24 protein-coding genes and 1 tRNA gene are annotated in these 26,913 nt (G+C 72.2%); 24 read left to right on the top strand and 1 reads right to left on the bottom strand.

Annotated elements, in window-relative coordinates; translation table 11 throughout:
* Positions 1–66: 66 nt before the first annotated feature.
* From ACZ7MF_RS27225 to ACZ7MF_RS27135, 19 genes are all read left to right on the top strand, one after another.
* On the top strand, positions 67–1,779 hold the full coding sequence (locus tag ACZ7MF_RS27225) for an NAD(P)/FAD-dependent oxidoreductase (RefSeq protein ID WP_471480486.1): 1,713 nt from the start codon (positions 67–69) through the stop codon (positions 1,777–1,779).
* 61 nt (positions 1,780–1,840) lie between these two features.
* Positions 1,841–2,425: a flavin reductase family protein gene (locus ACZ7MF_RS27220; RefSeq protein WP_115743045.1), complete on the top strand. Its 585-nt coding sequence runs from the start codon at positions 1,841–1,843 to the stop codon at positions 2,423–2,425.
* A gap of 1 nt (position 2,426) precedes the next feature.
* Complete coding sequence (locus ACZ7MF_RS27215; protein WP_471480484.1) at positions 2,427–4,199, top strand: acetyl/propionyl/methylcrotonyl-CoA carboxylase subunit alpha; 1,773 nt, start codon at positions 2,427–2,429, stop codon at positions 4,197–4,199.
* A 5-nt stretch (positions 4,200–4,204) separates the two neighbouring features.
* Positions 4,205–5,293 carry a hypothetical protein gene (locus ACZ7MF_RS27210; RefSeq protein WP_471480482.1) on the top strand — a complete coding sequence of 363 codons (1,089 nt, stop codon included), beginning with the start codon at positions 4,205–4,207 and terminating at the stop codon, positions 5,291–5,293.
* Positions 5,248–6,714 carry an FAD-dependent monooxygenase gene (locus ACZ7MF_RS27205; RefSeq protein WP_387066856.1) on the top strand — a complete coding sequence of 489 codons (1,467 nt, stop codon included), beginning with the start codon at positions 5,248–5,250 and terminating at the stop codon, positions 6,712–6,714. The genes ACZ7MF_RS27210 and ACZ7MF_RS27205 overlap by 46 nt, the downstream gene beginning before the upstream one ends.
* A 42-nt stretch (positions 6,715–6,756) precedes the next feature.
* On the top strand, positions 6,757–7,086 hold the full coding sequence (locus tag ACZ7MF_RS27200) for a TcmI family type II polyketide cyclase (RefSeq protein WP_061443596.1): 330 nt from the start codon (positions 6,757–6,759) through the stop codon (positions 7,084–7,086).
* Complete coding sequence (locus ACZ7MF_RS27195) at positions 7,083–8,354, top strand: beta-ketoacyl-[acyl-carrier-protein] synthase family protein (protein WP_471480479.1); 1,272 nt, start codon at positions 7,083–7,085, stop codon at positions 8,352–8,354. Before ACZ7MF_RS27200 ends, ACZ7MF_RS27195 begins: the two co-directional genes overlap by 4 nt.
* A complete protein-coding gene (locus ACZ7MF_RS27190; RefSeq protein ID WP_471480477.1) occupies positions 8,351–9,568 on the top strand; it encodes a ketosynthase chain-length factor in 1,218 nt (405 codons plus the stop codon). Before ACZ7MF_RS27195 ends, ACZ7MF_RS27190 begins: the two co-directional genes overlap by 4 nt.
* 238 nt (positions 9,569–9,806) lie before the next feature.
* Positions 9,807–10,079: an acyl carrier protein gene (locus ACZ7MF_RS27185; protein WP_385362860.1), complete on the top strand. Its 273-nt coding sequence runs from the start codon at positions 9,807–9,809 to the stop codon at positions 10,077–10,079.
* A 121-nt stretch (positions 10,080–10,200) separates the two neighbouring features.
* Positions 10,201–10,986: a 3-oxoacyl-ACP reductase FabG gene (gene fabG, locus ACZ7MF_RS27180; protein ID WP_115743051.1), complete on the top strand. Its 786-nt coding sequence runs from the start codon at positions 10,201–10,203 to the stop codon at positions 10,984–10,986.
* Positions 10,987–11,024: 38 nt separating this feature from the next.
* Positions 11,025–11,969: an aromatase/cyclase gene (locus ACZ7MF_RS27175; RefSeq protein ID WP_471480475.1), complete on the top strand. Its 945-nt coding sequence runs from the start codon at positions 11,025–11,027 to the stop codon at positions 11,967–11,969.
* A gap of 90 nt (positions 11,970–12,059) precedes the next feature.
* The gene (locus ACZ7MF_RS27170) at positions 12,060–14,378 is read left to right on the top strand and encodes an SDR family oxidoreductase (protein WP_471481204.1); all 2,319 of its coding nucleotides are present in this window, start codon (positions 12,060–12,062) and stop codon (positions 14,376–14,378) included.
* Positions 14,379–14,382: 4 nt separating this feature from the next.
* A complete protein-coding gene (locus ACZ7MF_RS27165) occupies positions 14,383–15,843 on the top strand; it encodes an MFS transporter (protein ID WP_471480473.1) in 1,461 nt (486 codons plus the stop codon).
* 35 nt (positions 15,844–15,878) lie between these two features.
* Positions 15,879–16,328 carry an acyl carrier protein gene (locus ACZ7MF_RS27160; RefSeq protein ID WP_471480471.1) on the top strand — a complete coding sequence of 150 codons (450 nt, stop codon included), beginning with the start codon at positions 15,879–15,881 and terminating at the stop codon, positions 16,326–16,328.
* Positions 16,325–17,134, top strand: a complete 810-nt coding sequence (locus tag ACZ7MF_RS27155) for a 4'-phosphopantetheinyl transferase family protein (protein ID WP_471480469.1) — start codon at positions 16,325–16,327, stop codon at positions 17,132–17,134. The genes ACZ7MF_RS27160 and ACZ7MF_RS27155 overlap by 4 nt, the downstream gene beginning before the upstream one ends.
* A 7-nt stretch (positions 17,135–17,141) precedes the next feature.
* Positions 17,142–18,797: an acyl-CoA carboxylase subunit beta gene (locus tag ACZ7MF_RS27150; RefSeq protein WP_471480467.1), complete on the top strand. Its 1,656-nt coding sequence runs from the start codon at positions 17,142–17,144 to the stop codon at positions 18,795–18,797.
* Positions 18,794–19,069, top strand: a complete 276-nt coding sequence (locus ACZ7MF_RS27145; RefSeq protein ID WP_471480465.1) for an acyl-CoA carboxylase epsilon subunit — start codon at positions 18,794–18,796, stop codon at positions 19,067–19,069. The genes ACZ7MF_RS27150 and ACZ7MF_RS27145 overlap by 4 nt, the downstream gene beginning before the upstream one ends.
* Entirely contained in the window at positions 19,066–19,638 is a 573-nt protein-coding gene (locus ACZ7MF_RS27140; RefSeq protein ID WP_471480463.1) for a nuclear transport factor 2 family protein, read from the top strand. Before ACZ7MF_RS27145 ends, ACZ7MF_RS27140 begins: the two co-directional genes overlap by 4 nt.
* Positions 19,639–19,668: 30 nt before the next feature.
* A complete protein-coding gene (locus tag ACZ7MF_RS27135) occupies positions 19,669–19,995 on the top strand; it encodes an acyl carrier protein (protein ID WP_115743059.1) in 327 nt (108 codons plus the stop codon).
* Positions 19,996–20,142: 147 nt separating this feature from the next.
* Here ACZ7MF_RS27135 and ACZ7MF_RS27130 read toward each other — a convergent pair.
* Positions 20,143–20,229 (bottom strand) — tRNA-Leu (locus ACZ7MF_RS27130).
* A 541-nt stretch (positions 20,230–20,770) separates the two neighbouring features.
* Here ACZ7MF_RS27130 and fhaA point away from each other — a divergent pair.
* From fhaA to ACZ7MF_RS27105, 5 genes are all read left to right on the top strand, one after another.
* The gene (fhaA, locus tag ACZ7MF_RS27125) at positions 20,771–21,640 is read left to right on the top strand and encodes an antibiotic biosynthesis regulator FhaA (protein WP_356862024.1); all 870 of its coding nucleotides are present in this window, start codon (positions 20,771–20,773) and stop codon (positions 21,638–21,640) included.
* Between the two features lie 10 nt (positions 21,641–21,650).
* Entirely contained in the window at positions 21,651–22,169 is a 519-nt protein-coding gene (gene fhaB / locus ACZ7MF_RS27120) for an antibiotic biosynthesis regulator FhaB (protein WP_003975090.1), read from the top strand.
* A 141-nt stretch (positions 22,170–22,310) separates the two neighbouring features.
* Entirely contained in the window at positions 22,311–23,858 is a 1,548-nt protein-coding gene (locus tag ACZ7MF_RS27115; protein ID WP_471480460.1) for a Stp1/IreP family PP2C-type Ser/Thr phosphatase, read from the top strand.
* A 27-nt stretch (positions 23,859–23,885) separates the two neighbouring features.
* The gene (locus ACZ7MF_RS27110; protein WP_356369900.1) at positions 23,886–25,322 is read left to right on the top strand and encodes an FtsW/RodA/SpoVE family cell cycle protein; all 1,437 of its coding nucleotides are present in this window, start codon (positions 23,886–23,888) and stop codon (positions 25,320–25,322) included.
* Positions 25,319–26,791: a peptidoglycan D,D-transpeptidase FtsI family protein gene (locus ACZ7MF_RS27105; RefSeq protein WP_471480457.1), complete on the top strand. Its 1,473-nt coding sequence runs from the start codon at positions 25,319–25,321 to the stop codon at positions 26,789–26,791. The genes ACZ7MF_RS27110 and ACZ7MF_RS27105 overlap by 4 nt, the downstream gene beginning before the upstream one ends.
* The last annotated feature ends 122 nt before the right edge of the window (positions 26,792–26,913 follow it).

Raw genomic sequence — 26,913 nt, 5'->3', positions numbered from 1 at the left:
TGCGGTCACACCGCCGTGCCCACCACCGAAACCCGCTGTGCACCGCCCCGACGAAGGAGACAGCTCATGGTCGCGACACGGACCGAAGGCATACCCGAACCGGCCGGCGTCCCCGAGGAGATGACCTTCGACGTCATCGTCCTGGGCTCGGGACTGGCCGGCTCCGTGACGGGGACGATCCTGGCCCGGCACGGCGCGAAGGTCCTGCTGGTCGACGCGGCCGCGCACCCCCGCTTCGCCATCGGCGAATCCATGACCCCGCAGCTCGTCGAGTGGATCCACATCCTCTCCGAACGGCACGGGATACCCGAGCTGAAGAGCCTGGCCAGCGTCCAGGCCTCCACCCGGGACATCGCCCCGACGTTCGGCACCAAGGCGCACTTCGGGTTCATGAAGCACGAGGTCGGCAAGGAACCCGACCCCCGGCAGGCGACGCAGCTGGCGCTGCCGAAGATCTTCCACCAGAACAGCCACATGTTCCGCCAGGACAGCGACGCCTTCATGTTCCACGTGGCGATCAAGTACGGCTGCACCCCCCGCCAGAACTGGCGGGCGAGCGAGGTCGACTTCGACGACGACGGCGTGACGGTCCTCGGCAAGAGCGCCGCCCCCGGCGCCCAGCCCGAGCTGTACCGGGCGAAGTACCTGGTGGACGCCTCCGGGTTCCGCTCACCGCTCGCCGACAAGCTCGACCTGCGGGAGAAGCCGGCCCGCTTCAAGCACCACTCCCGGTCGATGTTCACCCACTACGTCGGCATCAAGCGGTTCGACGACGTCAGCGGGCACCCCGCGGCACTCCGCCCGCCGGCCGACTGGCACACCGGCACCATGCACCACCTCATCGAGCGCGGCTGGTTCTGGATCATTCCGTTCGACAATCACGAGAAGTCCCGGAATCCGCTGTGCAGCGTCGCGCTGACCATCGACGAGCGCACCTATCCGAAACCCAAGGACCTGTCCGCGGAGCAGGAATTCCAGCTCTTCCTGGACAAATATCCGGCAGTCAAGCGGCAATTCGACGGTGCCACCCGAGTGCGGGAATGGGTGTCCACCGACCGGCTGCAGTATTCCTCGAAACAGACCGTCGGCGACCGCTGGTGCCTGATGTCGCACGCGGCCGGCTTCCTCGACCCGCTGTTCTCCCGGGGGCTGTCGAACACGCTGGAAGTGGTGGACGCGCTGACCTCGCGTCTGGTGACCGCCCTGAAGGACGGCGACTTCTCGGCCGAGCGCTTCGAGTACGTCGAGCGCCTGGAGCAGGGGCTGCTCCAGTACAACGACGAGCTCGTGAACAGCTCGTTCATCTCCTTCTCCCACTTCCGGCTGTGGAACGCCGTCTTCCGGATCTGGGGTTCCTTCATCACCCCCGGCACCATGCGGCTCACCCGGGCCCGCCTCAAGCATCTGCGCGACGGCCGTCAGGAGCACTTCGACGAGCTGGAGAACGTCCCCCACCCGGGCCTGTGGTGGCCGCAGAGCGACTCCTTCAAGCAGCTGCTGGAGGCCACGGCGGAGACCTGCGAGAAGTACGAGGCGGGTGCGCTGACCGGTGACGAGGCCGCCGACATCGTCTTCAAGCTGATCGACGAGTCCCCGGTCGTCAACCCGGTCTTCGGCTGGAAGGACGAGAGCCGCCGCTTCATCTACCCCTCGACGGTGACGATGGCGCGCTTCCTGTACTGGGCCTCCGCGCAGGCGCCGGCCGAGATGAACAGCGTCGGCCGGGAGTTCCTGCTCGGCATCCTCAAGGCCGGCTCCAAGGTCCGCAAGCTCCTCTGACCCGCGCAGCCCCCTCAGACACCGCCAAGAGCCAAGAGCCATGAGCCAGGAAGGGATGCCCATGTCCGCAGCAGCGCGGTCACTGACCCGCGCCCCCGAGCAGCGCCGGCCCGTCGATCCCCTGGGCCTGCGCCGTGTGTGCGGCCTGTTCACGACCGGCGTCACCGTGATCACCACCGGATCGGAGGGCGAGGCGGACGGCACGACCGTCAACTCCTTCACCTCGGTCTCCCTGGAGCCCCCGCTCGTCCTGTTCTGTCTGCACCGGCGGTCCCGGCTGCACACCCTGCTGACCGAGAGCGGCGGGTTCACCGTCAACTTCCTCTCCGGCCGCCAGCAGTCGCTGGCCCGGCACTTCGCCGAGCGGCGGCCGGACATGCTCGCCGGGGTCCCGCACCACTTCAGCGCGGACGGACTGCCCGTGCTGAGCGAGGCGCTGGCCCATCTGACCTGCACGACGGTCGACGTCCACACGGCCGGTGACCACGACATCGTCGTCGGCGAGGTGGTGGACCTCGGAGCGCCGGAGCAGGGCCGCGAACCGCTGGTCTTCTTCGACGGTTCGCTGGGGCCGCTGCAGTCCGGCGCCGGCCGGTTCCACCACGCGGCCCCGGACGCGCCGACGACCGCCCGGCAGGCGTCCTGACATGCGGAGGGTGCTCATCGCCAATCGTGGCGAAATCGCTGTCCGTGTGGCCCGGGCCTGCCGGGACGCCGGGATCGCGAGCGTGGCCGTCTACGCGGATCCGGACCGGGACGCGTTGCATGTCCGTGCCGCTGATGAGGCGTTCGCCCTGGGTGGTGACACCCCCGCGACCAGCTATCTGGACATCGCCAAGGTCCTCAAAGCCGCGCGTGAGTCGGGCGCGGACGCCATCCACCCCGGCTACGGATTCCTCTCGGAGAACGCCGAGTTCGCACAGGCGGTCGGGGACGCCGGTCTGATCTGGATCGGCCCGCCGCCACACGCCATCCGGGACCTGGGCGACAAGGTCGCCGCCCGGCACATCGCCCAGCGGGCCGGCGCCCCCCTGGTGGCCGGCACCCCCGACCCCGTCTCCGGCGCGGACGAGGTCGTCGCCTTCGCCAGGGAACACGGCCTGCCCATCGCGATCAAGGCCGCCTTCGGCGGCGGCGGCCGCGGCCTGAAGGTCGCCCGCACCCTCGAAGAGGTCCCCGAACTCTACGACTCCGCCGTCCGCGAGGCCGTGGCCGCCTTCGGCCGCGGCGAATGCTTCGTCGAGCGCTACCTCGACAAGCCCCGCCACGTGGAGACCCAGTGCCTGGCCGACACCCACGGCAACGTGGTCGTCGTCTCCACCCGCGACTGCTCCCTCCAGCGCCGCCACCAGAAACTCGTCGAGGAGGCCCCCGCACCCTTCCTCTCCGACGCCCAGACGCAGGAGCTGTACGCGTCCTCCAAGGCGATCCTGAAGGAGGCCGGCTACGTCGGCGCCGGCACCGTGGAGTTCCTGGTCGGCATGGACGGCACCATCTCCTTCCTGGAGGTCAACACCCGCCTGCAGGTCGAGCACCCGGTCACCGAGGAAGTCGCCGGCATCGACCTGGTCCGCGAGATGTTCCGCATCGCCGACGGCGAACCACTGGGCTACGACGACCCCGCCCTGCGCGGCCACTCCTTCGAGTTCCGCATCAACGGCGAGGACCCCGGCCGCGGCTTCCTGCCCGCCCCCGGCACCGTCACCCTCTTCGACGCGCCCACCGGCCCCGGCGTCCGCCTGGACGCCGGCGTCGAATCCGGCTCGGTCATCGGCCCCGCCTGGGACTCCCTCCTCGCCAAACTCGTCGTCACCGGCCGCACCCGCGCCGAGGCGCTCCAGCGCGCGGCCCGCGCCCTGGACGAGTTCACCGTCGAGGGCATGGCCACCGCCCTCCCCTTCCACCGCACCGTCGTCCGCGACCCCGCCTTCGCCCCCGAACTGACCGGCTCCACCGGCCCCTTCACCGTCCACACCCGGTGGATCGAGACGGAGTTCGTCAACGAGATCAAGCCCTTCACCGCCCCCGCCGACACCGAGGCGGACGAGGAATCGGGCCGGGAGACGGTCGTCGTCGAGGTCGGCGGCAAGCGCCTGGAGGTCTCCCTCCCCTCCAGCCTGGGCATGTCCCTGGCCCGCACCGGCCTGGCGGCCGGGGCCCGCCCCAAGCGCCGCGCGGCCAAGAAGTCCGGCCCCGCCGCCTCCGGCGACACCCTCGCCTCCCCCATGCAGGGCACCATCGTCAAGATCGCCGTCGAAGAGGGCCAGGAAGTCCAGGAGGGCGACCTCATCGTCGTACTCGAAGCGATGAAGATGGAACAGCCCCTCAACGCCCACAGGTCCGGCACCGTCAAGGGCCTCACCGCCGAAGTCGGCGCCTCCCTCACCTCCGGCGCCGCCATCTGCGAAATCAAGGACTGAGGGCCGTGGCAGCACTCAGCTACTCCGAGGCCGTGAGCGAGGCGCTGGAGCGTCTGCGTCCGGTCGGTTTCGAGCACGGCAGAAGCTTCGTCAACCACGCTCCGATGGCCGCCGAGGCCCTGGCTCACATGGGGTACGCCGACGAGGTGCCGGCGTGGGTCGAGCGGAACCTGCGCAGCCGCTCTTATCACGACGTGCCCGAGCGCCGCTGGCCCATCGATCCCGACGACCCCGCCGACTGGCGGGCCGCGCTGGGAGACTTCTCCCGGGTGGCCGACTGGACGGCGCTGTTCGAGAGGGAGTTGGCGCTGAGCCCGTGGCCCCAAGTGCTGGCCCGCTGGTGGCCCCGGCTGCTGCCCGGCATGTCCGCGGTGCTCACGCACGGGGTGATCCGTACCGCGCACGCGGTCCGGGCCGTGGCCGCCGCCCCCGGCCACAACCGGTTCCAGCTGGGCGAACTGGCCCAGGGCCTGGGCTACTGGGCCGCACGCCATTCGACCCACGGCATCGTCGCCGACCCCGACGACGTGCCGGGACCCGGACGCGCCCCGGACACCGGGCACGACGGGGACGGAGGCCGCGACGAGGTCGCGCGGGCCCTGGACGCGCTCGTCGCCGAGTACGCCGGGATCTACACCACCGTCTCCCAGCACCATCCGATCCCCCTGATCCACGCGGTCACCGGGCCCGCCGCGGTGCGCCTGGTGGTCGACCACCTGCCGCCCGCCCAGCGCCGCCCGTCCTACCTGACCGCGCGGGCGGTCAGCCGCACGATGCTCGACTGGTTCCGCGCGGCGCCCGGCATCGCCACCCCGGCGCCGGCCGGCCCGCCCGCCCTGGCGGAGGTCTTCGCAAGGGCCGTGGAGATCGGCGACGAGCACACCATCAAGCTCGCCGAGGTCGCGGTGCGCCACGAGCGTTCTCACCCGATCCCCGGCACGCGGCGGCCGCGCACCTGGCGAACCAGGCCATCGGGCGCCTGTCCCGCTGATCCGCCCCACACCCGTTCCCTGCCCCGCCCGCCCGGCGGGAGTTCCCGAGGAGTGTCATGGACGCACAAGTCATCGTCGTGGGCGCCGGGCCGGCCGGCATGATGCTCGCGGGCGAGCTGCGGCTCGCGGGCGTCGACGTCGTCGTACTGGAGAAACTCGCCGCACGCACCGGAGAGTCACGGGGCCTCGGCTTCACCGCACGCACCATGGAGGTCTTCGACCAGCGGGGCCTGCTGTCCCGCTTCGGGGACGTCGAGGTCAGCAACGTGGGCCACTTCGGGGGCCTGCCGGTGGACTTCGGCGTGCTGGACGGCGCCCACCAGGCGGCCAAGAGCGTCCCGCAGTCGGTCACCGAGACCGTGCTGGAGGAGTGGTGCACCCGGCTCGGCGCCGACCTGCGGCGCCGCCACGAGGTGCGGTCCGTCACGGAGAAGGAGGACTGCGTCGAGGTCGAGGTGAACGGCCCCGACGGAGTTCAGCGGCTGCGCTGCGAGTACCTGGTCGGCTGCGACGGCGGCCGCTCGGTGATCCGCAAGAAGGCCGGCTTCGACTTCCCCGGCACGCCCTCGACCCTGGAGATGTACCTCGCCGACGTCAAGGGCGTGGACCTGCAACCGCGGATGATCGGCGAGACCCTGGAAGGCGGCATGGTCATGGTCGGCCCGCTGCCCGGCGGGATCACCCGGCTGATCGTGTGCGAGCGCGGCACCCCGCCCAAGCGGCGCGAGCAGCCCCCGACCTGGGACGAGGTCTCCGCGGCCTGGCAGCGGCTGACCGGCGACGACATCTCGCACGCCGAACCGGTGTGGCTGTCGGCCTTCGGCGACGGCACGCGGCAGGTCTCTCAGTACCGGCGCGGCCGGGTCCTCCTGGCCGGCGACTCCGCCCACATCCACCTCCCGGCCGGCGGCCAGGGCATGAACACCAGCATCCAGGACTCGGTGAACCTCGGCTGGAAGCTCGGCGCCGTGGTGCGCGGCCGGGCCCCCGAGTCCCTGCTCGACAGCTACCACGCCGAACGCCACCCGGTCGGGGAACGGCTGCTGATGAACACCCGGGCCCAGGGACTGCTGTTCCTGTCCGGACCCGAGGTGCAGCCGCTGCGCGACGTACTGACCGAACTGATCCGCTACCCCGAGGTCGGCCGGCACTTCGCGGCGATGGTCTCGGGCCTGGAGATCCACTACGACCTCGACGGCGGCTCCCACCCGCTGCTCGGCCGCCGCCTGCCCGACGTGGAGCTGAGCGGCCACAAGCTGCTGTCCCGCAGCACCGAGGCGCTGCGGGCCGGGCGCGGTGTGCTGCTGGACCTCGCCGACAACGGCCGGCTGCGCGAGCGGGCCCGGCCCTGGCTGGACCGGATCGATGTGGTCACCGCCGCCCCCGTACTGCCCGAGGACAGCGCCTTGGCCCGCACCACCTCCGTACTGGTCCGCCCCGACGGCTACGTGGCCTGGGCGGCTCCCGGCAGCCACGCCGACCTGCCCATGGCCCTGGAGCGCTGGTTCGGACCGGCCCGCTGACCCGCCTGCCCGCACCCGCCCCACCCGCCCAGAGGAGAGACCATGCACAGCACGTTGATCGTCGCCCGGATGGACCCGGGCAGCAGCACCGAGGTCGCCCGGCTCTTCGGCGAGTTCGACGGCACCGAGATGCCCCACCTGATGGGCACCCGGCGCCGCCAGCTCTTCGCCTACCGCGGCCTCTACTTCCACCTTCAGGACTTCGACGGCGACAACGGCGGAGAGCTGATCGAGCAGGCCAAGACCGACGACAGGTTCGTGCGGATCAGCGAGGACCTCAAGCCGTTCATCCAGGCGTACGACCCCGCGACCTGGCGCTCGCCCGCCGACGCCCTCGCCACCCGCTTCTACGACTGGGAGGGCCGGGCGTGAGCGCCAGACGAGTGGTCATCACGGGCGTCGGCGTCACCGCGCCCGGCGGGGTGGGCCGGAAGAACTTCTGGAGCCTGCTCAGCGAAGGCCGCACCGCCACCCGGGGGATCACCTTCTTCGACCCCTCCGCCTTCCGGTCCCGGGTCGCCGCCGAGATCGACTTCGACCCCGGGGAACACGGGCTGAGTCCCCAGGAGATCCGCCGGATGGACCGGGCGGCCCAACTGGCGGTGGTCACCGCCCGCGAGGCGCTCGCCGACAGCGGACTCGACCTGTCCGGCGCCGACCCGTACCGGGTCGGGGTCACCATCGGAAGCGCGGTCGGCGCCACCATGGGCCTCGACCAGGAGTACCGCGTCGTCAGCGACGGCGGCCGGCTCGACCTGGTGGACCACCGGTACGCCGTGCCGCACCTGTACAACTACCTCGTGCCCAGCTCCCTGGCCGCCGAGGTGGCGTGGGCGGCGGGCGCCGAGGGCCCGGCCACGGTCGTCTCCACCGGCTGCACCTCCGGGCTCGACTCCGTCGGGCACGCCGTGGAGCTGATCCGCGAGGGTTCGGCGTGCGCCGTGGTGGCCGGGGCCACCGACGCGCCCATCTCACCGATCACCCTGGCCTGCTTCGACGCCATCAAGGCCACCACTCCCCGCAACGACGACCCGGAACACGCCTCGCGGCCCTTCGACGGCACGCGCAACGGGTTCGTGCTCGGCGAGGGCTCCGCGGTGTTCGTGCTGGAGGAGCTGGAGGCCGCCCGGCGGCGCGGCGCACACATCTACGCCGAGATCGCCGGCTACGCCTCGCGCTGCAACGCCTTCCACATGACGGGCCTGCGCCCGGACGGCGCCGAGATGGCCGAGGCCATCACGGTCGCGCTGGACGAGGCCCGGCTCAACCCCGAGGACGTCGACTACATCAACGCGCACGGTTCGGGCACCAAGCAGAACGACCGCCACGAGACCGCCGCCTTCAAGAAGAGCCTGGGCGACCACGCCTACCGGACGCCGGTGTCCTCCATCAAGTCCATGGTCGGACACTCGCTCGGTGCGATCGGCTCGATCGAGATCGCCGCCTCGGTCCTCGCCATGGAGCACGGCGTGGTGCCGCCGACGGCCAACCTGCACACCCCCGACCCCGAGTGCGACCTCGACTACGTACCGCTGACGGCGCGCGAGCACCGCACCGACGCGGTACTGACCGTCGGCAGCGGGTTCGGCGGCTTCCAGAGCGCGATGGTGCTCGCCCGACCGGAGAGGAGCGCCGCATGAGCACGGCCACCGCACGGACCGTGGTGACGGGGCTCGGCATCGCCGCGCCCAACGGCCTGGGCACGGCCGACTACTGGGCGGCCACCCGGGCCGGGAAGAGCGGCATCGCCCGCATCACCCGCTTCGACCCGTCCTCGTACCCGGCGCGGCTGGCCGGCGAGGTGCCCGGCTTCAACGCGGCCGACCACCTGCCCAACCGGCTGCTGGCGCAGACCGACCGGATGACCCGGCTCGCCCTCGTGGCCGCCGACTGGGCGCTGGCCGACGCCGGCACCGTGCCCGCCGACCTGCCCGCCTACGACATGGGCGTGGTGACCGCGAGCTGCTCCGGCGGCTTCGAGTTCGGCCAGGGCGAGCTGCGCAACCTGTGGAGCCGGGGCAGCCAGTACGTCTCCGCCTACCAGTCCTTCGCCTGGTTCTACGCCGTCAACAGCGGCCAGATCTCCATCCGCAACGGCATGAAGGGCCCGAGCGGCGTCCTCGTCTCCGACCAGGCCGGCGGGCTGGACGCGCTGGCGCACGCGCGGCGGCAGATCCGCAAGGGCACCCGGCTGATCATGTCCGGGTCGATCGACGCCTCGATCTGCCCGTGGGGCTGGGTGGCGCAGCTGGCCGGCGGCCGGCTGACCACCGCGCAGGAGCCCGAGCGGGCCTACCTGCCCTTCGACGCGGCGGCGAGCGGACACGTGCCCGCCGAGGGCGGCGCGCTGCTCGTCCTGGAGTCGGAGCGGTCGGCCGCCGAGCGCGGCGCCCGGGTGTACGGCGAGATCGCCGGCTACGGGGCCACGTTCGACCCCGCCCCCGGCAGCGGCCGGCCGCCGGGCCTGCGCAAGGCGATCGAGCTCGCCCTCGCCGACGCGGGCGTGGACGCGGGCGACGTCGACGTCGTGTTCGCGGACGCGGCCGCGGTGCCGGAGCTGGACCGGGCGGAGGCGGACGCGCTCAACGCGGTCTTCGGGCCGCACGGCGTGCCGGTCACCGCGCCCAAGACGATGACCGGACGCCTCTACTCGGGTGCCGCCCCGCTGGACGTGGCGACCGCCCTGCTCGCCGCCCGGGACGGCCTCGTCCCCGCCACCACCAACGTCGACCCGGACACCTCCTACGACCTCGACCTGGTCACCGAGGCGCGCCCCGCCGACCTCCGCACCGCCCTGGTCCTCGCCCGTGGCGAGGGCGGCTTCAACTCGGCCCTGGTCGTCCGCACCCCCTGACCTCCCGCCCCACGAGCACGACCGGCCGCCGCCGGACGCCACCCGGCCTCCCCTCCCCTCCGCCCGGCCGGCGCACGCCCCCGGCTCCGGCGGGGCCGGTCTTCCCGTGCTCCCCCAACGCGCCCGCCTCCCGGTCCGTCATCCGTGTCCCCCACGCCGGACCGGGCGGCGGGCGTTCGTCCGTCCGCGCCCCGGGGCCCGCCCGGGACGCGGGGCACCGACAGAGAGGACCCCACCCATGCCCACGCAGTCCTTCACCCTCGACGACCTCCGGCGCGTCCTGCTGGAGGCGGCAGGCGCCGACGAGAGCGTGGATCTCGACGGCGACATCCTCGACACCGACTTCGAGGAGCTCAGCTACGAGTCCCTGGCCATCCTCGAAACCTGCGGCCGCATAGAGCGGGAGTACGGCATCACGCTCGACGACTCCGTGGTGACCGAGGCGAAGACGCCCCGGGCCCTGCTGGGCCTGGTCAACACCCAGCTCGCCGGCCTGCCCGCCGCCGCCTGACCCACCTGTCCCGGGCCCCCCACTGCCCGCCGCGGCCGGGTCACCCCAGGGCCTGTCCCGGCCCGGCCGCGGCGGCACCGGACGCGGCCGTCCACCCAGCACCCACAAGGGAGTACCAGTCATGTCCGACAAGCATCAGCGGGTCGCCCTCGTCTCCGGGGCCACCAGCGGCATCGGCCGCGCCGCCGCGCGGCTGCTGGCCGAGCAGGGGCACCGGGTCTTCATCGGCTCCCGCGATCCCGAGAACGTCAGCACCACCGTGAAGGAACTGCGCGCCGAGGGCCTCGACGTCGACGGCTCCGTCCTGGACGTCCGCTCCGCGCTGTCCATCGAGACCTTCGTCCAGTCCGCCGTGGACCGCTACGGCACCGTGGACGTCCTGGTCAACAACGCGGGCCGGTCCGGCGGCGGCGTCACCGCCGACATCGACGACGAACTCTGGTACGACGTCGTCGAGACCAACCTGAACAGCGTCTTCCGGCTGACCCGCGCCGTGCTGACCACCGGCGGCATGCGCGGCAAGGACCGCGGCCGGATCATCAACATCGCCTCCACCGCGGGCAAGCAGGGCGTGATCCTCGGCGCCCCCTACTCCGCCTCCAAGCACGGGGTGGTCGGTTTCACCAAGGCCCTCGGCAACGAACTCGCCCCCACCGGCATCACCGTCAACGCCGTCTGCCCCGGTTACGTGGAGACGCCGATGGCGCAGCGCGTGCGCGCCGGGTACGCCGCCGCCTACGACACCACCGAGGACGCCATCCTCGACAAGTTCCAGGCCAAGATCCCGCTCGGGCGCTACTCCACGCCCGAGGAGGTCGCCGGCCTCGTCGGCTACCTCGCCTCCGACACCGCCGCGTCCATCACCGCACAGGCCCTGAACGTCTGCGGCGGCCTCGGCAACTTCTGACCCGGCCACCACCGCCCACCCCGACGAGGAGATCCCCCATGTCCGCATCCGAGCCACGGGAAGTCGAGCACGAGATCACGGTCTCGGCCCCGGCCGGCGACGTCTACCGGCTGATCGCCGACGTGACGAACTGGCCGCGCGTCTTCCCGCCGACCATCTACGTCGACCACCTGGAGCACTCCGGCGACGAGGAACTGATCAGGATCTGGGCCACCGCCAACGGCGAGGCCAAGAACTGGACCTCGCGCCGGGTCCTGGACCCCGGGAACCTGCGGATCACCTTCCGGCAGCAGGTCTCCACGCCCCCGGTCGCCACCATGGGCGGCACCTGGATCGTCGAGCCGGCCGGCGAGCACACCGCGCGCGTCCGGCTGCTCCACGACTACACGGCAGTCGACGACGACCCCGCCGGCCTGGCCTGGATCGAGGAGGCCGTCGACCGCAACTCCCGCACGGAGCTCGCGGCGCTGAAGACCAACGTCGAACTCGCCACCGCCTCCGAGGAACTGACCTTCTCCTTCGAGGACACCGTCGCCATCGACGGCTCCGCCAAGGACGCCTACGACTTCGTCAACGAGGCCGGCCGGTGGGCCGAGCGGCTGCCGCACGTGGCGACCGTGCGCCTCACCGAGGACACCCCCGGCCTGCAGACTCTGGAGATGGACACCCGGGCCAAGGACGGCTCCACCCACACCACCCGGTCCTACCGGGTGTGCCTGGAGGGCCGGAAGATCGCCTACAAGCAGACCACGCTGCCGGCCCTGATGAGCCTGCACACCGGCTACTGGACCTTCCGCGACACGGACACCGGCGCCACCGCGTCCTCGCAGCACACCGTCGTGCTGCGCCCCGAGAACATCGAGCGGATCCTGGGACCCGGGGCGGGGGTCGCCGAGGCCCGCGAGTACGTGCGCACCGCGCTGAGCACCAACAGCCGGGCCACGCTGGGCCATGCCCGTGACTACGCCGAGGCGAGGCGCTGACCCGTGTCCGGTGCCGACACGGCCGACACGGCCGACACAGGCACAGCCGCCCCGCAGGTCGTCGTGGTCGGCGCCGGCCCCGTCGGGCTGATGCTCACCGGCGAACTGCGGCTCGGCGGCGCCGAGGTGACCGTGCTGGAACGGCTGGACACCCCGACCACCGAGTCCCGCGCCTCCACGCTGCACGCGCGGACGATGGAGATCCTCCGGCAGCGCGGTCTGCTGGACGCCCCCGGCGGCTTCGCGGACCCGCTCCCGCCGTGCGAGCCACGGGGCCACTTCGGCGGCCTCCCCCTGGATCTGACGCTGCCCAGCTCCCACCCCGGGCAGTGGAAGGTCCCGCAGGTGCGCACCGAGGCGGTCCTCGGCGCCCGGGCGGAACGCCTCGGGGCGCGCGTGCTGCGCGGCCACCGCGTCGTCTCCGTCGAGCAGGACGCCCACCGGGTACGGGTGGTGGCCGAGCACGCGGGCCGGCGCACCACGTTCACCGCCCGCTACGCCGTGGGCTGCGACGGCGAGCGGTCGGCCGTACGCCGGCTGGCCGGAATCGGCTTCCCGGGCGCCGACGCCGAACGGGAGCTGCTGCGCGCCGACGTCGACGGCATCGCGATCCCCGACCGGCGCTTCCAGCGGCTGCCGAAGGGGCTGGCGATCGCGGCCCGGCGCGGCGACGGCGTCACCCGCGTGATGGTCCACCGCTTCGGTTCCCCGCCGCGCGGCGCCGGGGAACCGGACTTCGGGGACGTCGTGGCGGCCTGGCGGGACGTCACCGGCGAGGACGTCTCCGGCGGCACCCCGCTGTGGGTGAACTCCTTCGGGGACGCCTCCCGGCAGGCCGAGCACTACCGTCTGGGGCGGATCCTGCTGGCCGGCGACGCCGCCCACCAGCAGATGCCGATCGGCGGCCAGGCACTCAACCTGGGCCTCCAGGACGCGGTCAACCTGGGCTGGAAACTCGCGGCCACCGTGTCCGGCCGGGCCCCCGAAGGCCTCCTGGACACGTACCACCGGGAGCGGCACGCGGTCGGACGGCGCGTGCTGTCCACCATCCGCGCGCAGGCCCGCCTGCTGCTCGGCGGCCCCGAGGTGGAGGCGCTGCGCTCGGTGATCGGCGAACTGATCCCGTACGAACCGGTCCGGACGCACCTGGCCGGACTGATCAGCGGTCTCGACGTCCGCTACGGCGCAGACGAGGACCCGGCCCCGGTGGGCGCGCGGCTGCCCGGCCCGCCCCCGGGCGACCACGGCAGCACGCAGGAGGCCCTGCGCCGGGCCCGCGGGGTGCTCCTCGTGGCGACCGGCGACGGGGACCCGCGCCAGGCCCTCGTGCGCGCCGCACGCCCCTTCGCGGGCGCCGTCGACACCGTGACCGTCCCGCCGGCCGGGGACGGCCCGCTGCGGGACGCCGCCGCCGTCCTCGTCCGCCCCGACGGCCACATCGCCTGGACGGGCGACGCACCGGACGGCCTGCGGACGGCGCTCGCCCGCTGGTTCGCCCCCGACGAGGAGGCCGGAACGGCCCCGCACCGCGACGGGCACACCGACGGGCGGCCGCGCCCCGCACGCCACCCCGCCGCACGACACCAAGCCGCACGACACCAAGCGGCACGACACCAAGCGGCACGACCTCACGGCAGGAGAGAGAACATGGGCAGTCTGACCGGACGCACGGCGCTCGTCACGGGCGCCAGCCGGGGCATGGGACGGGCCACCGCCGAGCGGCTGGCCCGCGACGGCGCACTCGTCGTCGTGCACTACGGCACCAACGAGGACGCGGCTGCCGAGGTCGTCGACGGCATCGAGCGGGACGGCGGACGGGCGTTCGCCGTGCGGGCCGAACTCGGCGCCCCCGGCGACGTGCACGAGCTGTTCCTCGCCCTGGAGGAGGGGCTGAAGGAGCGCACCGGCTCCACCGAACTGGACATCCTGGTCAACAACGCCGGGGTGATGGGCGGCGTCAAGCCCGAGGACACCACGCCGGAGCAGTTCGACCGGATCGTCGCCGTGAACGCCAGGGCGCCGTTCTTCATCATCCAGCGGGCGCTCACCAACATGCCCGACGGCGGCCGGATCGTGAACGTCTCCTCCGGACTGACCCGGTTCGCCAACCCCGACGAGATCGCCTACGCGATGAGCAAGGGCGCCGTGGAGCAGCTCGCGCTGCACTTCGCGAAGTCGCTCGGCCCGCGCCGCATCACGGTGAACAGCGTCGCTCCGGGCATCACCCGCAACGGCAACCCGCTGTTCGACGTCCCCGAGGCGGTCGAGGCGATGGCCGCGCTGTCCGCCTTCAACCGGGTCGGCGAACCGCAGGACGTCGCCGACGTCGTCGCCTTCCTGGTGTCCGACGACGCCCGCTGGATCACCGGCTCCTTCGTCGACGCCAGCGGCGGCACCCTCCTGGGCTGACGACATGACCAGGACCGTTCCCGGGCCGGTGGCCGACGCCGGGGAAGGACGGTGGAGCCCCCGGCTGTGGGGGCTGCTGCTGGTCCTCGCCGGCAACATGCTCATCGACGCGCTCGAGGTGTCCGTGGCGGTGGTGGCACTGCCCTCCATCGGCACGGACCTCGGGCTGCCCCTGACGGGTGCGCAGTGGGCGATGACCGGCTTCGCCGCCGGCTTCGGCGCCCTCATGCTCTTCGGGACCCGGCTGGTGGCGCTGCTGGGCCGTCGCCGGGTCTATCTGGTGGCGCTCCTCGGGTTCGCCGCCGCCTCCCTGCTCAGCGCCTTCGCCCAGGAGCCCGCGCTGCTCGTCGCGACCCGGCTGGTCAAGGGGTTCTGCGCCGCGCTGACGGCACCCACGGGGCTGGCCATCATCGCCACCGCCTTCCCCGAGGGCCGTGCCCGCAGCCGTGCCGTCTCCGTCTACACCCTCTTCGGCGCCGGCGGGTTCACCGCGGGCCTGCTGCTGTCCGGCTGGCTGAGCACGTACAGCTGGCGGCTGGCCTTCGCCTTCCCGGCCCCCGTCGTCCTGCTGCTCTTCGCCGCCGCGCTGCGCCTGGTCCCCGGCGGCGACGGCCCGCCGGGCGGCCGCCCGGCCACCCCCCGGCACTACGGCGTGGGGGGCGCGGCCGCCCTCACGGGCGCGCTGCTCGCCCTCGTGCACGGCGTCACCGCGCTGCCCGGGCACGGCTGGGGGGACGTCCGCTTCCTCGGGTCCGTGGCGGCGGCGGCCCTGCTGCTGGTGTGGTTCCGGGCGCTGGAACGCGCCGCGCCGGCCCCGCTGCTGCCTCTGCGGCTGCTGCGCAGCGGGGCCCTGATCCGCTCGGCCCTCGGCGCGGCCTGCCTCAACGGCTCCTATCTCGGGCTGCTGTTCGTGCTGACGTACCAGACGCAGACCCTCGCCGGCTGGTCACCGCCGGTGGCGGCCGCGGCCCTGCTGCCGGCCGCCGTGCCGCCGGCGCTCACCGCGCTCGCCTCGGGGCGGCTGATCGCCCGGTTCGGTGCGCCGCGCCTCGTCGCGGCCGGTGCCGCCAGCGCGTTCGCCGGCTGTCTGCTGCAACTGCGGTCCGGCTGGCCCCTGGACTACACCGGGCGGCTGCTGCCCACGCTGCTGCTGGTCGGGCTGGGCTTCGTGCTGTCCTTCGCCGCGCTCAACGTGCAGGCCACCTCCGGGCTGGCGCCCGCCGACCGCGGTGCGGGCAGCGGGCTCTACCAGACCGCCGTGCAACTCGGCGCGGTCCTCGCGGTCGCGCTGGTCGCGGCGCTGCTCGCCGGTGCGGGCGGGGACGGCGGGCCCGCGGCGCGGCTCGCCGCCTGCCGCCCGGCACTGGCCCTGGTGGCCGCGCTCGGCGGTCTCGGCGTGCTCACCTCGCTCTTCGGACTCGCCGGTCCCGGCGCCGCGGGCCGCACGGCCGCACCCCGCACCTGACGTTCACTCCTTCCACTCCACGACGGGGGACGATCATGGATCTGACCACGAGGAACTGGGTCTTCGACGACCTGGACGACCTGGACGACCTCGACTACGAGTTCGAGCGGGACCACGTCGCCGAGCCGGAGCCGCCCGACCTGGCGCACCTGGCCGCCTGCGACCCGGCCGAGCGCACCCGCCTCATCGACGTCTACGTACGGGGCGAACTGGCCCGCGTGCTGCGGGTGCCGCCGGACACCATCGACACCGTGGGGCGCCCCATGAACAGCCTGGGCATCGGGTCCATCAACGGCCTCGAACTGCAACGCCGCATGGAGTCCGTGCTGCGCGTCGACGTCAACCTCAACCGGCTGCTGCGGGCCAACAGCGCGGCCGAGCTGATCGACTGCCTGGCCGGGCAGCTCGGCCCCGAGGACAGCCTCCACAAGCACGACGGGCGCGGCGACCACCTCGTCGCGCACGACGTGCTGGGCACGACGTGATCGGACAGCTCGCGCACCGGCCGGACGCGGCGACCGGCGCGCCGCGGCTGCCCGTGCCCGGGCACCTCGACGTCTGGCTGGTGCGCCGCCCCCGGCTGGACACGGCGGCCGGGACGCTCGCCCTGGACGAGCTGAGCGAACCGGAACGCCGCCGCACCGCCTCCTTCGTCCGCCCCGCCGACGGGGTCACGTACGCGTCCGCGCACATCGCGCTGCGCCGGCTGCTCGGCGCCTACCTCGGGCTGCCCGCGGCGGGCGTCCCGTTCGTGCGCGAGCCCTGCCCGGGGTGCGCCGGACCGCACGGCAGACCGGCCGTCCGCCATCCCGACCCGCCGCTGCACTTCTCCCTGGCGCACAGCCACGGGATGGCCGTGGTGGCCGTCTCCCGCGCCGTCCTCGGCGTGGACGTGGAGCGGCTGCCGCGGGCCGAGACCGTCGAGGTGTGCGCCGCGGCGCTGCACCCCGACGAGCAGTCCGAGCTGGCACGGCTGGGCCCCGAGGAGCGGCGCCCGGCCTTCGGCCGGATCTGGACCCGCAAGGAGGCCTACCTCAAGGCGCTGGGCACCGGCCTGTCCCGCGATCCCGCCCGGGACTACCTGGGCGCCGACCAGGACCGCCGGCCGGATGGCTGGACGCTGCTGGACCTGGCGTCCGGCCCCCGGCACAACGCCGCCGTCGCCGTGCGCGGCGCGCCGCCCGAACGGGTCGCCGTGCGCTGGCTGCCGCCCACCGCGACACACCTCGACGGGTCGGTGGACCTGGCCGCCGGCGGTGTGACCACCCGCGTATCCGACTGGGGAGCGTGACACGACGATGTCGACCGACCAGAGAACCGACCAGACGGCCGATCAGACGACCGAGCAGACCACCGCGCAGACCACCGCGCGACAGCCCCTGCACCGGCGCGAGCACCGGGGCCAGTGGAGCGCCGAGGAGCGCATCGAGGAACTCGGCCTGATCAAGCAGGCCGCCCGGCACGGCGACCCGACGGCCACCGAACGGCAGCACGCCAAGGGGAAGCTCACCGCCCACGAGCGGATCGAACTCCTGCTCGACGAGGGGTCGTTCACCGAGGTCGAGATGTTGCGCCGGCACCGCGCCACCGGCTTCGGACTCGAGAAGAAGCGCCCCTACACCGACGGCGTGATCACCGGCTGGGGCACCGTCCACGGCCGCACGGTCTTCGTGTACGCGCACGACTTCCGGGTGTTCGGCGGCGCCCTCGGCGAAGCGCACGCACTGAAGATCCACAAGATCATGGACATGGCGATCTCGGCCGGCGCGCCCCTGGTGTCGCTCAACGACGGAGCGGGCGCCCGCATCCAGGAGGGCGTCTGCGCGCTCGCCGGCTACGGCGGCATCTTCCAGCGCAACACCAGGGCCTCCGGCGTGATCCCGCAGATCAGCGTGATGCTCGGCCCCTGCGCGGGCGGCGCCGCCTATTCACCGGCGCTGACCGACTTCGTCTTCATGGTCCGCGACATCGCGCAGATGTTCATCACCGGCCCGGACGTGGTGAAGGCGGTGACGGGCGAGGAGATCAGCCAGGACGCCCTCGGCGGCGCCGACGTCCACGCCACCGCCTCCGGCGTCGCCCACTTCGCCTACGACGACGTGCACGGCTGCCTGGAGGACGTACGCCACCTGCTGTCCCTGCTGCCCTCCAACAACCGCGAACTGCCACCGGCCGCGCCCGGCTCCGACCCGGCCGACCGGCGCACCGACCGGCTGCTGGAGATCGTCCCCGACGACCCCGGCCGGGTCTACGACATCCGCGCCGTCATCGAGGAGATCGTCGACGACGGCGACTACTTCGAGGTGCACCCCGGCTGGGCGACCAACATGGTGTGCGCCCTGTCCCGGCTCGACGGCGAGGTCGTGGGCATCGTCGCCAACCAGCCCACGTCGTACGCCGGGGTCCTGGACATCGACGCGAGTGAGAAGGCCGCGCGGTTCGTGCAGTTCTGCGACGCCTTCAACATCCCGCTGGTGACGCTGATCGACGTCCCGGGCTTCCTGCCCGGCGTCGACCAGGAGCACAACGGCATCATCCGGCGCGGGGCCAAGCTGCTGTACGCCTACTGCAACGCCACCGTGCCGCGCGTCTCCCTCGTGCTGCGCAAGGCCTACGGCGGCGCGTACATCGTGATGGACTCCCGCTCCATCGGCTCCGACCTGGCGCTGGCCTGGCCCTCCAACGAGATCGCGGTGATGGGCGCCGAGGGCGCCGCCAATGTCATCTTCCGCCGGGAGATCGCCGCGTCGGACGACCCCGAGGGCACTCGCGCGCAGAAGATCAAGGAGTACCAGGCGGAGCTGATGCATCCGTACTACGCCGCCGAACGCGGCCTCATCGACGACGTGATCGACCCGCGGGACACGCGGCGCGCCCTCGTCGGGGCCCTGTCGATGCTGCGCAGCAAACAGGCCGACCTGCCGTGCCGCAAGCACGGCAACCCCCCGCAGTGAGCGGGACCGACGGCGCGGACGCCACCGACGGGAGCGCGGTCGTCCGGATCCTGCGGGGCCGGCCCACCCCCGCCGAGATCGCCGCCCTCACCAGCGTCCTGCTCGCCCGCGCCGCCGCCCTCGGCGCCGTCCCGCCCGGCCCGCCCCGCCCCCGGCCGACCGCGGGCTGGCGCCGCCCGGAACGCACCGCCGCGCACCGCGACCCCCGCGGCTGGCACACCGCCGGCGGCCCGGGCGGCCGCCCACCCCACGGAAAGGACCTCGTCCCATGACCCGCCCACCCTCCGGCCCCGTCGCCGGCCCGGACACGGTCACCCTCGCCCGGGCCGAATTCGACGCCCTGCGCGCCCAGGTCCGGGCACTGAGCGACCGGACGGAGATCGCCGAACTGGTCGACCGCTACGTCACGCTGCTGGACACCCAGGACGAGCACGGCTTCGACGACGGCTGGCCCGCGGAGGTCTTCACCGAGGACTGCCTGCTGGAGTTCCCCGTCGGCACGCTGGAAGGACGGGAGGGAGCCGCCGCCTTCCACTTCGACCGCAAGTCCCGGTTCGCCCGCACCCATCACCTGGCGTCCAACTACGGCATCACCACCGACGGCGACACCGCCCGGATCCGCGTCCACCTCGTCGCCTCGCACGTGCACCACGAGGACGGCCCCGACCCCGGCGGCCGCTTCGACATCGGCGGCCACAGCGCGGCCGAGGCGGTCCGCACCCCCGACGGCTGGCGGATCCACCGCTGGCGGTTCCACCTGACGTGGTCGGACGGGGCCGGCCCGCGACCCGGTCCCGCAGCGCACGCCCTGCACGCCTCCCAGCCCCGCCCCCGCACCTGACCGACCCGCACCCGACGAAAGGACACCACCGTGCCGGGCAACCCAGTCACCCTCGACACCGACGCCCTGCGAGACCTCCACGGCGCGGCCCGCGTGCGGGCCTTCGAGACGTTCCTGTGCCGCAGCCTGGCACCCCACCTCCACGTCCCGCCGGCCCACCGGGTCTCCCTGACCCGGCCGCTGTACGCCCAGGGCATCGACTCGCTGACCGCGCTGGCCCTCCAGCGCACCCTGGAGTCGGCGCTGGGAATCCCCGTCCCCTCGCACCAGCTGCTGCGGGAACAGACCGTCGGGGAACTCGCCGCCGTCCTCAGCACCACGACGGAGCGGGCGGCTCCCGAGGAGGCCACCGGCTGATCACCGGCCGCCGGACGACGGCCCTGTGAGTAAAGTCTCAGACCCCGGGAGCGATCCACTCCGCGGCCCGGCGCACAGCAGAACGGGGCGGCATCTTCACGATGCCGCCCCGTCTTTTTGCGTATCCAGAGCATCTGCCATGCTCCGTGGTGCGCGAGGGGGGAGTTGAACCCCCACGCCCTTGCGGGCACTGGAACCTGAATCCAGCGCGTCTGCCTATTCCGCCACCCGCGCATTGGGTGTGTCTTCCGGGCTTTTCCTTGCGGTCCGGCGCCTTCCGACACGAGAACATTAGCACGCTGGAAGGGGTCGATTCACATCCCTTTCCCCCGGCGGAGCGGGGTGCCCGACCTCCTTCGGGCACTCGTCCCGGTCCGTGGCCGTTCACGTATCAACCTCGTACCGGTCCGGCCCGTCTCCCCAGGAGCCGGTGGGGGACCGCACTCAGGTGCGGGACACTGGTCTGCGGCCGCCTCTACGATCCTGGGCATGAGTTACCTGCGGGAGCACATCCCGGAGGTCCGCGGGAGTTCGAAGGGGAGCTCCGGCGGGAACTCCGTCAGGCGTCGACACCCGTCGACCGGGCCGACAGGGGGAACCAGCCGATCGACCGGCGCGTGGATACGATCAGTAAGCAGTACCAGGTGGGCAGTGCACGGACGCACGGCACTGCGCGAGGCAGCACGGCGCAACGCAGTACGACGCAAGGCATCAGTACGCAAGGCAGCAGTACGCAAGGCAGTCGACAGGACGGCAGCGACGGAGGAGGTGCCCCATGGGAGTCCTGAAGAAGTTCGAGCAGCGTCTCGAAGGTCTGGTCAACGGCACCTTCGCGAAGGTGTTCAAGTCCGAGGTGCAGCCCGTGGAGATCGCGGGAGCGCTCCAGCGCGAATGCGACAACAACGCGACCATCTGGAACCGCGACCGCACCGTCGTACCCAACGACTTCATCGTGGAACTGAGCACGCCCGACTTCGAGCGCCTCAGCCCCTACTCCGGACAGCTCGGCGACGAGCTGGCCGGCATGGTCCGCGACTACGCCAAGCAGCAGCGCTACACCTTCATGGGACCGATCAAGGTCCACCTGGAGAAGGCGGACGACCTCGACACCGGCCTGTACCGGGTGCGCAGCCGTACGCTCGCCTCCTCCACCAGCCACCAGGGCGGTCCGGGCCCCGCCGCACCCCCGGCACCGCCCGCGCGGCCCGCCGGACCGGGCGGTGGGTACGGCTACCCGCCGGCCGCCCCCGCGGGCGCCCCGCCCATGCCGTCCGCGCCGCCGCCCGGCGGACGCCCCGGCGGCTACGGCTACCCGCAGCCAGCCGGCGGCCAGCAGCCCCCGGCCGCACCCGCCCCCGGCGGACGCACCCGCCACTGGATCGAGATCAACGGCAACCGCCACCAGATCTCCCGCGCGACGCTCGTCATGGGCCGCAGCACCGAGGCCGACGTGCGGATCGACGACCCCGGCGTCTCCCGCCGGCACTGCGAGATCCGGACCGGAACGCCCTCGACGATCCAGGATCTCGGGTCCACGAACGGCATCGTGGTGGACGGGCAGCACACCACCCGCGCTACGCTCCGCGACGGCTCACGGATCGTCGTGGGCAGCACCACCGTTATCTACAGGCAAGCCGAAGGGTGATCCGGGGGCAATGTCAGAGCTGACCCTCACGGTCATGCGGCTGGGTTTTCTCGCCGTACTGTGGCTGTTCGTGATCGTGGCCGTGCAGGTCATCCGCAGCGACCTCTTCGGTACGCGGGTCACCCAGCGCGGCGCGCGACGCGACGCCGCCCGACCGCAGCAGACCGCCACGCGCCAGGGCCAGGCGCCTCCACCGCAGCGCCAGCAGTCCGGCGGGGGCCGCGGCCGCCGGGGCGCGCCCACCAAGCTGGTCGTGACGGAGGGCACGCTCACCGGCACCACCGTCGCCCTCCAGGGCCAGACCATCACGCTCGGCCGGGCACACGACTCGACGATCGTGCTGGACGACGACTACGCCTCCAGCCGCCATGCCAGGATCTACCCGGACCAGAACGGCCAGTGGATCGTCGAGGACCTGGGCTCCACCAACGGCACCTACCTGGACCGGGCCCGGCTGACGACCCCCACACCAATTGGCCCCGGGGCGCCGATCCGCATCGGCAAGACCGTCATCGAGCTGCGGAAGTAGTGCTACACCAATGAATGAGCGCGAGCGGAGCGAGCACGCAGCGGCGGCCGGCACCCCGGGCCCCGGCGCGCTCCCGACCGGAGGGTGGGCAGTGTGGCTCGACACGACCGGCTGCAGTCGGAGCCGACGGGCGAGGTGCGCATGAGTCTGTCACTGCGCTTCGCCGCCGGTTCCCACAAGGGCATGATCCGGGAGGGCAACGAGGACTCCGGCTACGCCGGTCCCCGCCTGCTCGCCATCGCCGACGGCATGGGCGGCCAGGCCGCCGGTGAGGTCGCCTCCTCCGAGGTGATCTCCACCATCGTCGCCCTCGACGACGACGTGCCCGGCTCCGACGTCCTCACCTCCCTGGGCGCCGCCGTCCAGCGCGCCAACGACCAGCTGCGGCAGATGGTCGAGGAGGACCCCGCCCTGGAGGGCATGGGCACCACGCTCACCGCCCTGCTGTGGACCGGCCAGCGCCTGGGCATGGTCCACGTCGGCGACTCCCGCGCCTACCTGCTGCGCGACGGCGTCCTCACCCAGATCACCCAGGACCACACCTGGGTGCAGCGCCTCGTCGACGAGGGACGGATCACCGAGGAGGAGGCGGGCACCCACCCGCAGCGCTCCCTGCTGATGCGCGCCCTCGGCAGCGGCGACCACGTCGAGCCCGACCTGTCCATCCGCGAGGTGCGGGCCGGCGACCGCTACCTGATCTGCTCCGACGGGCTCTCCGGCGTCGTCTCCCACCAGACGATGGAGGACACCCTCGCCAGCTACCAGGGCCCTCAGGAGACCGTCCAGGAGCTGATCCAGCTCGCCCTGCGCGGCGGCGGCCCGGACAACATCACCGTCATCGTCGCCGACGTCCTCGACCTCGACACCGGCGACACCCTCGCCGGGCAGCTCTCCGACACCCCCGTGGTCGTCGGCGCCGTCGCCGAGAACCAGGCCCAGATGGGCGACAACGGCATCATGCAGACCCCGGCCGGACGCGCCGCGGGCCTCGGCCGGCAGGGCGGACAGCGCGGCGGGGGCGGCGAGTTCGGCCCGCCCGGCAGCGGCGACGTCACCGGCTTCATCCCCACCGACGGCTTCGACGACTACGGCCCCGACGACTTCGTCAAGCCCCGCAAGAACCGCAAGTGGCTCAAGCGGTCCCTCTACACCGCCCTCGCCCTCGCCGTCATCGGCGGCGGCACCTACGGCGGCTGGCGCTGGACCCAGACCCAGTACTACGTCGGCACCAACGACGACCACCTCGCGCTGTACCGGGGCATCAGCCAGGACCTCGCCTGGGTCTCGCTCTCGAAGGTCCAGAAGGACCATCCCGAGATCGAACTCAAGTACCTGCCGCCCTACCAGCAGAAACTGGTCGAGGCCACCATCCCCGAGGGCGACCTCAACGACGCCCGGGCCAAGATCGAGGAACTGGCGGTCCAGGCCTCCGCCTGCAAGAAGCAGGCCGACCGGCGCACCGCGGAGACCGAGAAGAACGCGAAGACGGGCGAGGGCGAGGCCGGAGGCACCACGGGAACCACTCCCGCCTCCTTCACGTCCAAGGCCTCACCCAGCCCGAACCCGTCGGGCTCGCCCGAGGCACCCGAATCGTCCGAGTCCCCGTCCACGACCGCACCCACTGAAGGCTCAGGACCGACCCTCTCGGAGGAAGAGCAGAAGGTCGTCTCGCTGTGCGGTAAGCAGTAGGCAAGCCGTGAGAGGCCCTTTCACACGATGAGCAGTACTACCAACCCGTCGACGCACCACACGTCCACGATCGGCGCCATCGGCGCCCCGAGCCGGCGCAACACCGAGCTGGCTCTGCTCGTGTTCGCCGTCCTCATCCCGGTCTTCGCCTACGCCAACGTGGGCCTCGCCATCAACGACGAGGTACCCGCGGGCCTGCTGAGCTACGGCTTCGGCCTCGGCCTGCTGGCCGGCGTCGGCCACCTCGTCGTGCGCAAGTTCGCCCCGTACGCGGACCCGCTGCTGCTGCCGCTGGCCACCCTGCTCAACGGCCTCGGACTCGTCGCCATCTGGCGCCTGGACCAGTCCGAGCTGCTCCAGAGCATCGACCAGGCCGGCACCGCCGCACCCCGCCAGCTGATCTACACCGCGATGGGCATCGCCCTGTTCGTCGCCGTGCTCGTCTTCCTCAAGGACCACCGCGTCCTGCAGCGCTACACCTACATCTCCATGGTCGGCGCCCTGTTCCTGCTGCTGCTCCCGCTCGTACCGGGCCTCGGCAAGAACATCTACGGCGCCAAGATCTGGATCCAGGTCGGCTCCTTCTCCATCCAGCCCGGCGAGTTCGCCAAGATCGTCCTCGCGATCTTCTTCGCCGGCTACCTGATGGTGAAGCGCGACGCGCTCGCCCTGGCCAGCCGCCGCTTCATGGGCCTCTACCTGCCGCGCGGCCGCGACCTCGGCCCCATCCTGGTGGTCTGGATCGTCTCGATCCTGATCCTCGTCTTCGAGACCGACCTCGGCACCTCGCTGCTGTTCTTCGGCATGTTCGTGATCATGCTGTACGTCGCCACCGAGCGGACCAGCTGGATCGTCTTCGGCCTGATGATGTCCGCCGTCGGCGCCGTCGGCGTCGCCAGCTTCGAACCGCACATCCAGCAGCGCGTCGACGCCTGGCTCGACCCGATGAAGGAGTACGCGCTCTCCCGCGCGGGCGTCGGCGGCCACTCCGAGCAGGCCCAGCAGGCCCTGTGGGCCTTCGGCTCCGGCGGCACCCTCGGCACCGGCTGGGGCCAGGGCCACTCCGAGCTGATCCGCTTCGCCGCCAACTCCGACTTCATCCTCGCCACCTTCGGCGAGGAACTCGGCCTCGCCGGCCTGATGGCCCTGCTCCTGCTCTACGCCTTGATCGTGGAACGCGGCGTGCGCACCGCCCTCGCCGCCCGCGACCCCTTCGGCAAGCTCCTCGCCATCGGCCTCTCCGGCGCCTTCGCCCTCCAGGTCTTCGTCGTCGCCGGCGGTGTCATGGGCCTCATCCCGCTCACCGGTATGACCATGCCCTTCCTGGCCTACGGCGGTTCCTCCGTCATCGCCAACTGGGCGTTGATCGGCATTCTGCTGCGCATCAGCGACACCGCGCGCAGACCGGCGCCCGCCGCGCCCGCCAGCCCCGACGCCGAGATGACCCAGGTGGTCCGACCGTGAACAAGCCACTGCGCCGAATCGCGATCTTCTGCGGCCTCCTCGTCCTCACCCTCCTCATCCGGGACAACTGGCTCCAGTACGTCCAGGCCGACGAGTTGAAGGAGGACGAGCACAACCGCCGGGTCGCCATCGAGCGGTACGCCAGCCCCCGCGGCGACATCATCGTCGACGGCAAGGCCATCACCTCGCACGCCACCACCAAGGGCGATTTCAAGTACAAGCGCACCTACAAGGACGGCGCCATGTGGGCGCCCGTCACCGGGTACGTCTCCCAGGCCTTCGGCGCCACCCAGCTCGAGTCCATCGACGACGGCATCCTCACCGGCAACGACGACCGGCTCTTCTTCCGCAACACCCTGGACATGATCACGGGCAAGAAGCGCGAGGGCGGCAACGTCGTCACCACCCTCAACAGCGCCGCCCAGAAGGCCGCCTACGACGGCCTGAAGAAGCAGGGCGCCAAGGGCGCCGTCGTCGCGATCGAGCCGTCCACCGGCAAGATCCTCTCGATGGCCTCCTACCCGTCGTACGACCCCACCGTCATCGCGGGCAGCAACGAGGCGGCCGGCGAGGCCTGGAACAAGCTCCAGAAGAAGAACAACCCCGACGACCCGATGCTCAACCGCGCGCTGCGCGAGGTCTACCCGCCCGGATCCACCTTCAAGGTGGTCACCGCGGCGGCGGCCCTGGAACACGGGAAGTACGACTCGGCCGACGAGAAGACCGACTCCCCGCTGCCCTGGACGATGCCCGGCACCACCACCGAGCTGAAGAACGAGGGCAACATCCCCTGCGAGGACGCCACCCTCCGCGAGGCCCTGCGCGTCTCCTGCAACACCGTCTTCGGCAAGCTCGGCTACGACCTCGGCAACGACAAGATGCTGGAGACGGCCAAGAAGTTCGGCTTCACCGAGGAGCAGTTCGTCCCGGTCCGCTCCAGCGCCTCCGTCTTCTCCGAGGGCATGAACGACTCCCAGGTCGCGCTCTCCTCCATCGGCCAGTACAACACCGCGGCCACCCCGCTGCAGATGGCCATGGTCACCTCGGCCATCGCCAACAACGGCACCCTGATGAAGCCGTACATGGTGGACGCGCTCCAGGCCCCCAACCTCGACACCATCGAGAAGACGGACCCCGAGGAGATGAGCAAGCCGCTGTCCGCGGACAACGCCCAGATCCTCCAGTCCATGATGGAGACCGTCGTCGAGGACGGCACGGGAACCAACGCCAAGATCGACGGCGTCAAGGTGGGCGGCAAGACCGGTACCGCACAGCACGGTGTCGACAACAGCGAGAACCCCTACGCCTGGTTCATCTCGTACGCCAAGGCCGACGACGGCAGCTCGCCCGTCGCCGTGGCCGTGGTGATCGAGGACGAGAACGCCGTCCGCGACGACATCTCCGGCGGCGGCCTCGCGGCACCGATCGCCAAGAACGTCATGGAGGCCGTCATCGACAGCAAGAAGTGACCGCGCCATGAACGGGACGTGACTCCGGTCACGTCTCCTTCACATCGGCGCACGTTGCGATACCGGTCCTGTATCGGCTGCCCGGCTCGGCCAAAGGGCCAGGAGTGAGCCGGGTACGGTAG

The organism is Streptomyces sp. NPDC111628 (assembly GCF_055635195.1).
This window is presented reverse-complemented; position numbering and strand designations above follow the sequence as displayed.

Excerpts from the sequence above, each read along its gene's own strand:
- ACZ7MF_RS27115 (WP_471480460.1), top strand. The coding sequence starts at position 22,311 with ATGAGTCTGTCACTGCGCTTCGCCGCCGGTTCCCACAAGGGCATGATC.
- ACZ7MF_RS27215 (WP_471480484.1), top strand. The coding sequence starts at position 2,427 with ATGCGGAGGGTGCTCATCGCCAATCGTGGCGAAATCGCTGTCCGTGTG.
- ACZ7MF_RS27160 (WP_471480471.1), top strand. The coding sequence starts at position 15,879 with ATGGATCTGACCACGAGGAACTGGGTCTTCGACGACCTGGACGACCTG.
- ACZ7MF_RS27175 (WP_471480475.1), top strand. The coding sequence starts at position 11,025 with ATGTCCGCATCCGAGCCACGGGAAGTCGAGCACGAGATCACGGTCTCG.
- ACZ7MF_RS27165 (WP_471480473.1), top strand. The coding sequence starts at position 14,383 with ATGACCAGGACCGTTCCCGGGCCGGTGGCCGACGCCGGGGAAGGACGG.
- fabG (WP_115743051.1), top strand. The coding sequence starts at position 10,201 with ATGTCCGACAAGCATCAGCGGGTCGCCCTCGTCTCCGGGGCCACCAGC.
- ACZ7MF_RS27140 (WP_471480463.1), top strand. The coding sequence starts at position 19,066 with ATGACCCGCCCACCCTCCGGCCCCGTCGCCGGCCCGGACACGGTCACC.
- ACZ7MF_RS27225 (WP_471480486.1), top strand. The coding sequence starts at position 67 with ATGGTCGCGACACGGACCGAAGGCATACCCGAACCGGCCGGCGTCCCC.
- ACZ7MF_RS27220 (WP_115743045.1), top strand. The coding sequence starts at position 1,841 with ATGTCCGCAGCAGCGCGGTCACTGACCCGCGCCCCCGAGCAGCGCCGG.
- fhaA (WP_356862024.1), top strand. The coding sequence starts at position 20,771 with ATGGGAGTCCTGAAGAAGTTCGAGCAGCGTCTCGAAGGTCTGGTCAAC.
- ACZ7MF_RS27150 (WP_471480467.1), top strand. The coding sequence starts at position 17,142 with ATGTCGACCGACCAGAGAACCGACCAGACGGCCGATCAGACGACCGAG.
- ACZ7MF_RS27185 (WP_385362860.1), top strand. The coding sequence starts at position 9,807 with ATGCCCACGCAGTCCTTCACCCTCGACGACCTCCGGCGCGTCCTGCTG.
- ACZ7MF_RS27200 (WP_061443596.1), top strand. The coding sequence starts at position 6,757 with ATGCACAGCACGTTGATCGTCGCCCGGATGGACCCGGGCAGCAGCACC.
- ACZ7MF_RS27170 (WP_471481204.1), top strand. The coding sequence starts at position 12,060 with ATGCTCACCGGCGAACTGCGGCTCGGCGGCGCCGAGGTGACCGTGCTG.
- ACZ7MF_RS27190 (WP_471480477.1), top strand. The coding sequence starts at position 8,351 with ATGAGCACGGCCACCGCACGGACCGTGGTGACGGGGCTCGGCATCGCC.
- fhaB (WP_003975090.1), top strand. The coding sequence starts at position 21,651 with ATGTCAGAGCTGACCCTCACGGTCATGCGGCTGGGTTTTCTCGCCGTA.
- ACZ7MF_RS27205 (WP_387066856.1), top strand. The coding sequence starts at position 5,248 with ATGGACGCACAAGTCATCGTCGTGGGCGCCGGGCCGGCCGGCATGATG.
- ACZ7MF_RS27110 (WP_356369900.1), top strand. The coding sequence starts at position 23,886 with ATGAGCAGTACTACCAACCCGTCGACGCACCACACGTCCACGATCGGC.